Below are 12,754 nucleotides of genomic sequence, written 5' to 3' on the forward strand. Positions count from 1 at the left end.
CCCGCACCGGGCGCTCCGGCGGCTACCGCGACACGGAGTTGCCATGACCTCGCTGGAACCACCGACCAGGACGGGCCGGGCAGCGGCCCGCCCGGCCGTGCTCCTGCTCGGCTTCGTCCTCCTGCTGGCCGCGCTCCTCGGCGCCGGCTACGCGGCCGGCTCCCTCGTCGGACCCTCCGGGCCCGGCCCGGCAGGACCGGCGGGGCCGGCGGTCGAGGAGATGTCCGGCATGCCCGTGGAGGGCCTGCGCCCGCCGGCCGAGGGCGGGGTGCCGCGATGACCGCCCGCCCCTTGAGCCCACCGGCCGACGGCGGGCCCGCCGGCCTGGTCACCACCGACCTCGCCGTCGGCGGAATGACCTGCGCGGCTTGCGTGTCGCGGGTGGAGAGGAAGCTCGGCCGGCTGGCCGGCGTCAGCGCGGGCGTCAACCTCGCCACCGGCCGCGCCCGGGTCGTGCACCCGGCCGGCGTCACTGTCGCCGACCTGGTGGGCGCGGTGGAGGCCGCCGGGTACACCGCCGAGGAGGTCAGCGGACGTGAGGCCGGACCGGCGGACCCGGCGGACCCGGACGAGCGGCTCCTGCTGCTCCTGGTGGCGCTGACCTCGGTACCGGTGATCCTGCTGTCGATGGAGCCCGCGCTGCAGGTGCCGGGCTGGCAGTGGGCCTGCGCCGCACCGGCGGCCTTCGTGGTGACGATCGGGTCGCGCACCTTCCACCGGCGGGCCTGGCAGGGGCTGCGGCACGCCACCGCGACGATGGACACCCTGGTGAGCCTCGGCGTCCTCGCCTCGTTCGGCTGGTCCGCGTACGCGCTGCTGTTCGGCGGGGCCGGGCAGCTCGGGATGCGGATGCCGTTCTCGCTGACCGCCGGGGCGGGCGGCGGTGCGCACGTGTACCTGGAGGCGGCGGTCGGCGTGCCGCTGTTCGTGCTCTGCGGCCGCCACCTGGAGGGCCGGGTCCGCCGGCGCACCGGGTCGGCGCTGCGGGCCCTGGCCGAGCTGGGGGCGAAGGAGGTGTGCGTCCGCGAGGACGGCGTGGAGCGGATGATCCCGGTCGGACACCTGTTGCCCGGGCGGGAGTTCGTGGTCCGCCCGGGCGAGAGGATCGCCACCGACGGGGTCGTCCTCGACGGCGTCTCGGCCCTGGACACCAGCCTGCTGACGGGGGAGAGCACCCCGGTGGAGACCGGCCCCGGCGACCGGGTGACCGGGGCCACCCTGAACGTCGGCGGCACGCTGCTGGTACGGGCCACGGCGGTCGGCGCCGACACCCAGCTCGCCCGCGTCACGGCACTGGTGGTGGCCGCCCAGGCGGGCAAGGCCCGCGCGCAGCGCCTCGCGGACACGGTGGCCGGAGTGTTCGTCCCCGTCGTGCTCGGGATCGCCGCGTGCGTGCTCGGCTTCTGGCTGGGCCGGGGCGCCGGGGCGCAGGAGGCGCTGACCGCCGCCGTCGCCGTCCTGGTCGTCGCCTGTCCGTGCGCGCTCGGGCTGGCCACCCCCACCGCGCTGCTCGCCGCGACCGGGCGCGGCGCCGAACTCGGCGTCCTGGTCCGGGGGCCGGAGGCGCTGGAGAGTCTGCGCCGGGTGGACACCGTGGTGTTGGACAAGACCGGCACCCTCACGGCGGGCCGGATGAAACTGACCGCCGGCACGGCCGCCCCGGGCTTCGAGCTCGCCGAGGTGCTGCGGCTGGCCGGTGCCGTCGAGCAGCGCTCCGAGCATCCGGTCGGCCGGGCACTGGCCGCCGCCGCGGGGCCGGTACTGCCCGCGGTCACGGACTTCCGGGCGGTGCCCGGGTCGGGCGTCCGGGGCACCGTGGAGGGGCGGCGGGTGGCGGTGGTGCGGCCCGACACGGCATCCCTGCCGGCGGAGCTGCGGGTCGCGCTGGCCGCCGCCGAGGCGGCCGGGTGGACGGCGGTGGTGGCGGAGCTGGACGGCGGCCCGGCCGCGCTCCTCGCGCTGGGCGACACCCTGCGCCCGGGTGCCTACCGGGCCGTCCACCGGCTGCGGGCGATGGGCCTGGAGCTGCTGCTGGCCACCGGTGACCGGCCCGGCGCCGCCCGGGCGGTCGCCGAACAGCTGGGCATCAGCGAGGTGCACGCGGCGGCCTCACCCGAACGGAAGGCCGCGATCGTCGTCGAACTGCAGGCCGCCGGGCGCAGCGTGGCGATGGTCGGCGACGGGGTGAACGACGCGGTCGCGCTCGCCGCAGCCGATCTGGGGATCGCGATGGGCGGCGGCACCGACACCGCGATCGGTGCCGCCGGCCTCACCCTGGTGAGCGGTGACATCGAGTCGCTGGTCGTCGCGGTGCGGCTGGCCCGGCGCACCCTGGCCACCATCCGGGCCAACCTGGTCTGGGCGTTCGGCTACAACGCCGCCCTGCTCCCGCTCGCCGCCGCCGGGTTGCTCAACCCGATGGTGGCGGCGCTGGCGATGTCGGCGAGTTCCGTTCTGGTGGTGGCCAACAGCCTGCGGCTGCGGGCCTGGCGGCCCGCCACCCGGCCGACCGGCCGGACCCGGCCCGGTCCCTGACCCGACGTCCGGACCCGGTCCCTGACCCGACGTCCGGACCCGGCCCGAGAATCATCCGGATGTTCGGGAACTTCTGAGGGCCCGCGGCCGACTGCTGTGTCGGACTCCGTCACCCGGTGGGGTCCGACACGACAGAAGGACGAGGAACTCATGCGGCCGCAAGGGCTGACGTCCCCGCAGCGCGGACCGGGGGAGAACCGGTGACCCGTACGGTGGACCCCGCCCCGGCGGCGGTGGCGGACCGCTGGAGCCTGGTGGCGGTCGCGGGGATGCTCTCCTTCGTGGCGATGCTCGACATGAACATCGTCAACATCGCCCTCGTCGACATCGCCCGCGACCTCGGGACGTCCGCCGGGACCGCGCAGTGGGCGGTGCTCGGCTACCAGCTCCCGCTCGTCGCCCTGCTGCTGCCGGCCGGCCGCTGGCTCGACCAGGTCGGCACCCGCTCCGCGCTGCTGACCGCGATCGGGGGCTTCGCGCTGGCCGGCGCGGCGGCCGCCACGGCGCCCTGGGTCTCCTGGCTGATCGCGGCCAGGCTCGTCCAGGGCGCCTTCGGAGCCGTCCTGTTCGTCCTGATGCCGGTGCTGGCGATGCGCTCCGTCCGGCCCGGGCTGCGCGGCCGGGCGATGAGCGTGCCCGCGACCCTCGGCCCGCTCGGAGCGGTGACCGGACCGGCGCTCGGTGGTCTGCTGCTCGATCACCTCGGCTGGCGGGCGATCTTCCTGGTGAAGCTGCCCGTCTGCCTCGCCGCCTGGATCCTCGCCCGCCGGACCGCACCGCCCGCCGGGCGGCTGCGCCGGCCCGATCCCGCCACCCTCGCCGACGTGGGTCTCGTCGGCGGAGCCGTCGCGCTGCTCCTGCTGGCGCTCAGCCTCTCGCCGGGCTCGCCGGCCTGGCTGCTGCTGGCCCTGCCCGCCGCGCCGCTCATCCTGCGGTGGCTGCGCGGACCGGGCGGCCGGCCCGTCCTGGCGGTGCTGCGCGAGGGCGGCACCCACGGCCTGCACGCCGCCGTGCTCGGCCTCGCCGCGGGCTTCGCCGCCATGTACTACCTGGTCGCCCTGCACCTGCAGCGCGACGAGGCGCGGAGCGCCACCGCCACCGGGCTGACCGTGCTCTGCTTCCCCCTCGCGATGGGCCTGGCCGGGCCGCTGGGCGGCCGGCTCGCCGACCGCTTCGGCGCCCGCACGGTCGCGGCGGCCGGTGCGGGAGTCACCGCGCTCGGCCTCTGCCTGCTCGTCCCGCTCGGCACCGACTGGTCACCGCCGGCGGTCGGTTGGCGCCTCGCGCTCGCCGGCGCCGGGATGGGCCTGTACGGCGGCCCGGTCCAGGCCCTGGTGATGACCGGCGCGCCGCCGGGGGCGACGGCCACCGCCGGGTCGGCAGTCCAGCTCGTCCGCAGCCTCGGCTTCACGCTCGGGCCGGCCCTCGGCACCGCCGCCTGGGGGCTCGGCGGCGGCGGGACGGGCGGCATCCGTGCCGGACTCGCCCTCGCCGCGGGCGCCGGCTGCCTCGCCGCCGTCCTGATCGCCCGCCCGGGCAGGCCGGCCGCCGATCACCCGGCCCCCTGACAGGCCCGGCCCCCTGACGCGCCCCGCTCCTGACCTGCCCCGCCCCTGACCTGCCCCTGACCTGCCCCTGACACGTCCCGCCCTCGGACGCGCCCCGGCATCCGTGATGCCCCGGTGTCCGGTACGCCCCGGCGTGCGCCACGCCCACCGTCCGACCTTTCGTCACCACACCAAGGGAGAGCACACGCATGTGCGGAATCACCGGCTGGGTCTCCTTCCACCAGGACGTCCGCGACACCGCCCCGGTCATCGAGGCGATGACCGCCACCATGGCCCGGCGCGGCCCCGACGCCGGCGGCGTCTGGCTCGGCGCCCATGCTGCCCTGGGCCACCGCCGCCTGTCGGTGATCGACCTCGACGGCGGCGCCCAGCCCATGACCGACCGCCCCGACCACCCGCAGGTGGTGCTCAGCTACAGCGGGGAGATCTACAACCACCACCGGCTGCGCGCCGAACTCCGCGGCCGGGGACACCGGTTCACCACCCGCAGCGACACCGAGGTGGTGCTGCGCGGCTACCTGGAGTGGGGCGACGGCCTGGTCGACCACCTGGAGGGCATGTTCGCCCTCGCGATCTGGGACGAACGGGCGGAGCGCCTGCTGCTCGCCCGAGACCGCCTCGGCGTCAAGCCGCTGTTCTGGGCCGAGACGGACGGCGGGCTCGCCTTCGGCTCCGAACCCAAGGCCCTGTTCGCCCACCCCGGGATCAGCCCCCGGGTCGACGCCGACGGCCTGCGCGAGGCCTACAGCCTGCTCTTCAACACCGGCCCGACGGTGTGGGCCGGGGTCCGCGAGGTCCAGCCCGGCGGCCTGCTCGTCTTCGACCGCTCCGGCAAGGCCGAGCGCCGCTACTGGCAGTTGGAGGCCCGCCCGCACACCGACGACCGGGACGCCACCGTCGAACGGGTCCGCGCCCTGGTCGACCACGCCGCCCGCGCGCAGCTGGAGGCCGACGTCCCGCTCTGCAGCCTGCTCTCCGGCGGCCTGGACTCCACCGTCCTCACCGCCCTGACCGCCGACGAGCTGCGCCGGACCGAAGGCCCCGGGGCCCGCCTGCGCTCCTACGCCGTCGACTACAGCGACCAGGCCGAGCAGTTCACCGGTGACGTGCTGCGCACCGGCCACGACACCCCGTTCGCCGCCGAGGCCGGCGAGTACATCGGCACCGACCACTCCACCGTCGTCCTCGACCCGCGGGCCCTGCTCGACCTCGACCACCGCCGGGCCGTCGTCGCCGCCCGGGACTCGCCGATCGGCGTCGGCGACATGGACACCTCCCTCTACCTGCTGTTCGGCGAGATCCGCAAGCACTCGACCGTCGCCCTCTCCGGCGAGGCCGCGGACGAGGTCTTCGGCGGCTACCCCTGGTTCCACACCCCCGCGGCGCTCGCCGCGCCGACCTTCCCCTGGCTGCTGGTCACCGGGGACGAGGCCGCCATGCCGCTGGACCCCGACCTCGCCGCCGCCCTGCGGATGGGGGAGTTCCGTGCGGACACCTACCGCGACGCGCTCGCCGCCGTGCCGCACCTGGACGGCGAGAGCCCGGTCGAGCACCGCCAGCGGGAGATGCAGCACCTGTCGCTGACCCGCTGGCTGCGGCAGCTCCTGCACCGCAAGGACCGCCTCTCGATGGCCCGGGGGCTGGAGGTCCGGGTGCCCTACTGCGACCACCGCCTGGTCGAGTACGCCTTCACCATCCCCTGGGAGTTGAAGAGTTACGACGGCCGGGAGAAGAGCCTGCTGCGCGCCACCGGCCAGGGCATCGCCCCGACGTCGGTGCTGTGGCGGCCCAAGAACCACTACCCCAGCACCCATCACGCGGACTACAACCGCGGCCTCCAGCACCTCGCCCGCGAGGCCCTCGACGTGCCGCAGGTCCGCGACCTCGCCGACGGGGCCGTCCTCAAGGCCACCCTCGACACCCCCGCCGACCAGCTCGGGTGGGGACACCGGCTGCGCCTGGAGCGGGTCGTCGACCTCGCCCTGTGGCTGGACCACCACCGCCCCACCCTCTCCCTCTGACACCCGTGCCGCACCCGAAGGAGCGATCCGATGACCTCCCCCGAGCACGCCCCGGCGACCGTCGCCGGCGCACGCTGCCCCGTCACCGGCGCCACCGCCGCCGAGCCGACACCCCTGTACGGGAGCGCCTACAAGAGCGACCCCTACGACCTCTACCGTGAGCTGCGCGAAGCCGGCCCCGTCCACCGGGTCCGCTTCCCGTCCGGCATCGCCGCCTGGCTGGTCACCGGCTACCAGGCCGCCCACAGCACCCTGAACGACCCGCGCCTGGGCAAGAACCACGCGCTGGGCAACGACAACTGGCGCGCCCTCGCCTCGATCATGCCCGAGCCCCAGCACTCCCAGCTCCAGGTGCACCTGCTGCACCAGGACCCGCCCAAGCACACCGACATGCGCCGCCTCGTCCTGGACGCCTTCGCCCCCCGCCGGATGGAGGCGCTGCGCCCGCGCTTCCAGCAACTCGCCGACGCCCTGGTGGACGCGTTGCCCGAGGAGGGCGGCGCCGACCTCGTCCAGGGCTTCGCCGCGCACTACCCCTTCCAGGTGCTCGCCGAGGTCATCGGGCTGCCACCCGAACTGGCCCGCCGCTTCGACCGGGACTGGGGCAAGGTCGTCCAGCCCGTCGGTCCCAACGACCCCGGCCGGCCCGCCTACGAGGGCCGGCTGCGTGCGCTGCAGGGCTACATCGCCGACATCGTCGCCCACCGGACCGAGCACCCGGGCGACGACCTGCTCAGCCGGCTGGTCGCCGCCCGGGAGCGGGGCGCGCTCGGCCAGGAGGAGCTGGATTCGATGATCTTCCAGCTGCTGGTCGCCGGCCAGGAGCCCGTCACCAACCAGATCAGCACCATGCTGATCACCCTGCTGCGCCACCCCGAGCAGCTCGCCCGGCTGCGTGACAACCCCGGGCTGATGCCCCGCGCGATCGAGGAACTCCTGCGCCACGACAGTGCGTTCGAGCTCACCACCTGGCGATTCCTCGCCGAGGACGGCGACCTGCACGGCACCCGGGTACCGGCCGGCGACTCCGTGATCGTCTCCCTCTGCGCCGCCAACCGCGACCCGGAGCAGTTCCCCGACGCCGACACCCTCGACTTCGACCGCACGCCCAACGCCCATCTCGCCTTCGGCCACGGCATCCACTTCTGCCCCGGCGCCGCCCTCGCCCGCGCCGAACTCCAGGTCGCCGTCGGCACCCTGCTCGGCCGGCTGCCCGGCCTGCGCCCGGCCGGCGACCTGAACCAGCTGGCCTGGATCCCGGCCGTGCTGGCCCGCGGGGTGAACAGCCTGCCCGTCGCCTACGACCGCCGCAGCTGACACCCGGCACCCCTGAAGCCATGACCCCCGGAAGCCCTGACCTTCTCAGCCAGTGACCCCTGAAGCTCTGACTCCTGAACCAGTGACCCCCTGACCGCAGTCCGTCCAGGGCGCCCCGGCACCGACCACTGCCGGGGCGCCGAACAGCCATGCCCTCGTGGAGGAACACATGCCGCCCGTCGGCACCGTCATGCCGCCCGCGCCGTCCGTCGAACAGACCTGCGCCGGCGTCCTGGAGCTGCTCCTGCCGCACCGCCGCGCCGCCGACCCGGGCACCCCGGCGACAGCCGCCGACTTCCCCGAACAACTCGCCCAACTGGCCGAGTTCGTGACGGCCGGCGATCCGGTTCTGTTCACCCTGCCCGGCTTCCCGTGCAAGTCGCCCAGCCCCGCGAAGGTCCTCGGCCACCGGCCCGACGAGGGTGAACGCCTCTCGCTCACCTTCCTCGACGACCTCTGCGCCGCGGTGGGCGAGGTGTACCGGCCGGGTGCCCGGATCGCCATCTGCTCGGACGGGCACATCTTCGGCGACCTGATCCGCGTCCCCGACCACCACATCGACGCCTACGCCGACGAACTCGCCGCCATGATCAGCCGCGAGAGCCTGCGCCACCTCTCGGTGTTCGACCTGCGCGACGTCCTCGGCGACCTCCCGCACGCGGAGAAGCGCGCCCGGGTCCACGCGGCGTACGCGCCCACCGTCGAGCAACTGCGGGCCGAGGTGCGGTCGGACGAGAGCACCCTGGCCCTGTACCGCGGCATCACCCGCTTCCTCACCGAGGACACCGCCGACTTCACGGGCACCAGATCCGCCCTCCAGCGGGAGTGCCGGCAGCGCGCCTACGGCGTCATCCAGCGCAGCCGCGCCTGGGGCGACCTGATCGCCGAACACCACCCGCGTTCGGTGCGCCTGTCCATCCACCCCCAGCGCCGCGGCGCCGCCAAGTTCGGCATCCGCCTGCTCGACGCGGCGGACGCCTGGACCACCCCCTGGCACTCCACCGTCCTGCACCGCCCGGACGGCAGTTGGGAGTTGTTGCGCCGCTCGGAGTCCGAACGGGTCGGCCGCCTGGTGCTCCGCGACGGACGGCCCAGCCACTTCGAAGCGGTGTAGACGGTCGTAGGTCCCGGTACCCGCACCGAGGGGGCGGCTGCCGGGACCTACGCATCGCGGGGGCGGCGGTGGGCGGACCCGGGCCTCACGTCCGTCCGGCCACGGGGGCCCGCCGCGCGGCGGCCGGTTCCCGGTGGTCGAAGGCGATCAGCGGGTCACCGGTGAGCGGGTGCTCGACCACCACCGCCCGGACCCCGAACACCTCGGCCAGCAGTTCGGGGGTGAGCACCTCGCGCGGCGTCCCGGAGGCCACGACCGCTCCCTCGTGCAGGACGTGCAGCCGGTCGCAGAGCGAGGCCGCCGCGTTGAGGTCGTGCAGCGAGATCAGGGTGGTCCGGCGCCGGGCCCGCAGCAGGGCGAGCAGCTCCACCTGGTGCTGGACGTCGAGGTGGTTGGTGGGCTCGTCGAGCACCAGAACCTCCGGTCGCTGGGCGAACGCCCGGGCCAGCAGGACGCGTTGGCGCTCACCGCCGGACAGCGCCGCGAAGCCGCGGCCCTCGTACCCGGCCAGGCCCACCTGGTCGAGGGCGTCGGCCACCGCCTCGTGGTCGGCGGCGTCGTCCCCGGCGAACGCGCGCTTGTAGGGGGACCGGCCCATCGCCACCACCTCACGCACGGTGAACTCGAAGTCGCCGCCCCGCTCCTGCGGCAGCGCGGCGATCCGCCGGGCCGTCTCGACCGTGCTCATCGAGCGGATGTCGCGCCCGGCCAGCAGCACCCGCCCGGTGTGCGGCTTCAGATGCCGGTACACCGTGCGCAGCAGGGTGGACTTGCCGCTCCCGTTCGGCCCGACCAGACCGGCGGTCTCGCCCTCGGCGGCGACCAGGGTGACGCCGGAGACGAGGTCGCGGCCGGCCAGGGTGACGGTGACGTCGTCGATCGAGATCTTCATCCGCGCTCCAGGCGTCGGTCCAGCAGGAAGAGCAGGACGGGTGCGCCGATCAGCGCGGTGACCACCCCGATCGGGACCTCCTGGGTGTCCAGGGCGGTGCGCGCGAGGGTGTCGACGACGACCAGCAGGACGGCCCCGGCCAGGGCGGAGACCGGCAGCAGCCGTCGGTGGTCGCCGCCGACCAGCAGCCGGCAGACGTGCGGGACGAGCAGTCCGACGAAGCCGATCGCCCCGGAGACCGCGACCAGGACGCCGGTCAGCAGGCTGGTGACGGCGAAGAGTTCGCGGCGCAGCCGGGTGACGTCCACGCCGAGGCCGGCCGCCGTCTCGTCGCCCGTCAGCAGGGCGTTCAGGGAACGTGCCCGGGCCTGCAGCGCGAGCAGCGCCAGGCAGACGGCCGCGGCCGGGACGGCCAGTTGGCTCCAGGTGGCGCCGCCGAGGCTGCCCATCAGCCAGAACAGCACGCCGCGGGTCTGCTGTTCGTCGCCGGCCCGCAGCACCAGGAAGCTGGTGAACCCGGACAGGAACTGGCCGATGCCGACCCCGGCCAGCACCAGGCGCAGCGGCGAGAAGCCGCCGCCGCGCCGGGCGAGCGCCCAGACCAGGGCGAAGGAGGCGAGCGCGCCGGCGAACGCGGCGGCCGACACCCCGAAACCGAGCCCCGAGCCGACACCCGCGCCGAGGACGATGACCGCGACGGCGCCGAGCGAGGCCCCGGAGGAGATCCCGAGCAGGTACGGGTCGGCCAGCGGGTTGCGGACCATCGCCTGCACGGCGGTGCCGACCAGGCCGAGTCCGGCGCCGACGACGGCCGCCAACAGGGCCCGGGGGGCTCGAAGTTGCCAGACGATCAGGTCCCGGGTGCCCGGCTCGGGGGTGGCTCCGGCGATCCGCCGGCCGACCACCGTCCAGACCTCGCCGACGGGGATGTCCACGGCGCCCAGCGAGACCGCCAGGGTGAGGGCGGCGACCAGGGCCGCGGCCAGGGCGGTCGCGACGAGGCCGGCCCGGGCGGCGCGTACCGGCCGCCCGGCGGCGGTGGTGGCGGCGGACAGGGCCGTCATCTACTGCCCGCCCTTGACCAGGTCGGGGTGGACGGTGGCGGCGATCCGCTGGACGGTCTCGGCGTTGCGGACCCCGGCGATGGTCGTCACCTCGGACCCGATCCGCAGGAAGTGCCCCTCCTGGACGGCCTTCAGCCCCTTGGTGGCGGGGAACTCGCGCAGGAACCTCTCGGCCTCGTCGAAGGCCCTGGCGTTCTCCGCCTCGCTGCCCTTGTCGCGCACCCCGAGCTGGATCCAGTCGGGGTTCCGGCCGACCACCTCCTCCCAGGCCACGGGCCTGAAGTCGGCGTCGCAGTCGGCGAACACGTTGCGTGCGCCGGCCAGGGTGATCACCGCGTTGGCGACCTGCTTGCCGCAGACCGCGACCGGCTGCTTCGTCCCGGCGTCGAAGTCGAAGAAGAAGTACGTGGGCCGCCGGTCGGCGGCCACGCCGGCCAGGGCCGCCGTCACCGAGCCGATCCTCTGCTCCATGCCGGCCACCAGTTCCTCGGCCTTCGCGGACGTCCCCGTGACCCGGCCCAGCCGCTTGACGTCGTCCTCCACCCCGGCCAGGTCCCGCTGCGGCCCCTGGGTGGTCGCCGCGCAGGCGGTGGAGGCCAGGAAGACCCGCTTGATCCCCGCCGCCGCGTACTCCTGCGCGGTCGGGGCGGAGCCCATGGCGCCGCCCATGCCGCTCATGTCGGCGAAGGTCTCCACGTACAGGTCGGCGCCCGAGCCCAGCAGCTTCTCCTTGGGGATCACCATGTCGCCGAGCACCGGCACCTTGGCGCCCTGCTCGGCGAGCGCGGCGGGCAGCGAGCCCTTGCCGGGCGGGAATCCGGTGCCGATCACCCTGTCCCCGGCGCCGAGTTGCAGCAGCATCTCCAGGCCGGCGGCGTTGCTGGTGACGATCCTCCTCGGGGCGGACGTGAAGGTCGTCCCGGCGCCCGCGCAGTCCGTGACCTCGACCGGGAACCCGCCGGCCGCGGCCGGGCCCGCCGCGGCGGCCCCGGCAGCCGGGCTCGCGTTGCCGGAGCCGGAGCCGGAGCCGGAGCCGCCGTCGCTGCCGCAGCCCGTGACGAGCAGGGCGACTGCGGCAGCGACGCCGCACAACACGCGAGAACGCATGGAACTCTCCTGGGAAATCCGAGTGCACCGGGCCCGCCGGTGCCGGCCCGGTCCAGGTAGTCGTTCCGGTCAGGGAAGGAGTTCCCGGGGGCGGCGGATTTCTTTCCTTCGGCTGGGTTCGGGCCCGGCGCCGCGCCCGGTCGTGCATGATGGGCGCCGTCGTCAGCCCGTCGTCAGCCCGTCGCCCACCGGCCCCGGCCGGCCCCGGCCGGCGGAGAAGCAGGGAGCCCGAAGTGCCCAACCGGCAGATCCGGCGCGCCGCCCGCGCCGCCACCGTCCTGGCGTTCACCGCCGCTGCCGTGGCGCTCGCCGGCACCGCGGCGTTCGCGCACGTCGAGGTCGAGTCCGAGACGGCGCAGGCCCTCGCCACCAACGCCACGGTGGCCTTCAGCGCCGAGGCCGAGTCGACCACCGCGGGCCTGGCGAAGTTCCAGGTCGTCCTCCCCGAGGGCATCGCCCCGGCGGACGTCACCCTCGCCGAGGCCCCGGCCGGGTGGACCTTCGCGGCCACCCCGGACGGCTACACCGTGGGCGGCGCCGCCCTGGCCCCGGGCAAGGACGCGGCGTACAAGATCACCGTCCGGCAGCTGCCCGACGCGAAGGAGCTCGTCTTCAAGACCCTGGAGACGTACAGCGACGGCCACATCGAGCGCTGGATCGAACTCCCGAAGGCCGGCGCCGACCCCGAGCACCCCGCACCCGTGCTCGCGTTGTCGCCCGCCGCCCCCGGCGCCACCCCGGTCGCCCCGGCCGTGCCGAGCCCGACCGCCGCCGCTCCGAGCCCGAGTTCCAGCCCCAGCCCCGTCGCCTCCGCCGGCGCGCCCGGCCCGGCCGTCACGCCGAGCGCCGCGGCCACCACCGCCGCCGCGACGGCCACCGGCAGCAGCGGGGACTCCTCGTCCCCGGTGGTGCCCGTCGTCATCGCCGTCGCGGCCGCCGCGGTGCTGGCGGCCGGCGGCACCTGGTGGTGGCGCCGCCGGAACCGCGGCACGGGGAGCTGAGCGGCTCGGCGCGGGTCACCCGGCCGGCTCCGTCCGCCCCGGTCGCCCCGTCCGCCGGTCAGGTGACCGGCCGCGCGCCCGGCCGGCCCGGCCCGGGCAGGCGTCGGTCGCCGGGTGCCGGCAGGTGCGGTGTGG

Annotated in this window: 10 protein-coding genes; 7 read left to right on the plus strand and 3 right to left on the minus strand. The window is 75.6% G+C overall.

Translation table 11 applies throughout. The annotated features are described in order from the left end of the window. Window positions 1-43: 43 nt before the first annotated feature. From J2S46_RS35125 to J2S46_RS35150, 6 genes are all read left to right on the plus strand, one after another. Window positions 44-280: a hypothetical protein gene (locus tag J2S46_RS35125; protein WP_191293633.1), complete on the plus strand. Its 237-nt coding sequence runs from the start codon at window positions 44-46 to the stop codon at window positions 278-280. After that, window positions 277-2,535 (plus strand): heavy metal translocating P-type ATPase, encoded by a 2,259-nt coding sequence (locus tag J2S46_RS35130; RefSeq protein ID WP_191293634.1) that lies wholly within the window; start codon window positions 277-279, stop codon window positions 2,533-2,535. Before J2S46_RS35125 ends, J2S46_RS35130 begins: the two co-directional genes overlap by 4 nt. Window positions 2,536-2,735: 200 nt before the next feature. After that, window positions 2,736-4,103 carry an MFS transporter gene (locus tag J2S46_RS35135; protein ID WP_229913269.1) on the plus strand — a complete coding sequence of 456 codons (1,368 nt, stop codon included), beginning with the start codon at window positions 2,736-2,738 and terminating at the stop codon, window positions 4,101-4,103. A 188-nt stretch (window positions 4,104-4,291) separates the two neighbouring features. Further along, window positions 4,292-6,124 (plus strand): asparagine synthase (glutamine-hydrolyzing), encoded by a 1,833-nt coding sequence (gene asnB / locus J2S46_RS35140; RefSeq protein WP_191293635.1) that lies wholly within the window; start codon window positions 4,292-4,294, stop codon window positions 6,122-6,124. A gap of 30 nt (window positions 6,125-6,154) precedes the next feature. Next, window positions 6,155-7,441 carry a cytochrome P450 family protein gene (locus tag J2S46_RS35145; RefSeq protein ID WP_191293636.1) on the plus strand — a complete coding sequence of 429 codons (1,287 nt, stop codon included), beginning with the start codon at window positions 6,155-6,157 and terminating at the stop codon, window positions 7,439-7,441. Between the two features lie 169 nt (window positions 7,442-7,610). After that, window positions 7,611-8,555, plus strand: a complete 945-nt coding sequence (locus J2S46_RS35150; protein WP_229913270.1) for an L-tyrosine/L-tryptophan isonitrile synthase family protein — start codon at window positions 7,611-7,613, stop codon at window positions 8,553-8,555. Window positions 8,556-8,640: 85 nt separating this feature from the next. On the opposite strand, the gene J2S46_RS35155 is transcribed toward J2S46_RS35150, so the two are convergent. From J2S46_RS35155 to J2S46_RS35165, 3 genes are read right to left on the minus strand one after another with little or no spacing between them, the layout of a single operon-like run. Then, entirely contained in the window at window positions 8,641-9,447 is an 807-nt protein-coding gene (locus J2S46_RS35155) for an ABC transporter ATP-binding protein (RefSeq protein WP_191293637.1), read from the minus strand. After that, window positions 9,444-10,511 carry a FecCD family ABC transporter permease gene (locus tag J2S46_RS35160; RefSeq protein ID WP_191293638.1) on the minus strand — a complete coding sequence of 356 codons (1,068 nt, stop codon included), beginning with the start codon at window positions 10,509-10,511 and terminating at the stop codon, window positions 9,444-9,446. The genes J2S46_RS35155 and J2S46_RS35160 overlap by 4 nt, the downstream gene beginning before the upstream one ends. Next, window positions 10,512-11,618, minus strand: coding sequence for an ABC transporter substrate-binding protein (locus J2S46_RS35165; RefSeq protein WP_191293639.1), 1,107 nt, complete (start codon window positions 11,616-11,618; stop codon window positions 10,512-10,514). Between the two features lie 233 nt (window positions 11,619-11,851). Between J2S46_RS35165 and J2S46_RS35170 the strand changes: the two genes are divergently transcribed. Further along, a complete protein-coding gene (locus tag J2S46_RS35170) occupies window positions 11,852-12,619 on the plus strand; it encodes a DUF1775 domain-containing protein (RefSeq protein WP_229913271.1) in 768 nt (255 codons plus the stop codon). The last annotated feature ends 135 nt before the right edge of the window (window positions 12,620-12,754 follow it).

The organism is Kitasatospora herbaricolor, from assembly GCF_030813695.1.
Lineage (GTDB): Bacteria > Actinomycetota > Actinomycetes > Streptomycetales > Streptomycetaceae > Kitasatospora > Kitasatospora herbaricolor.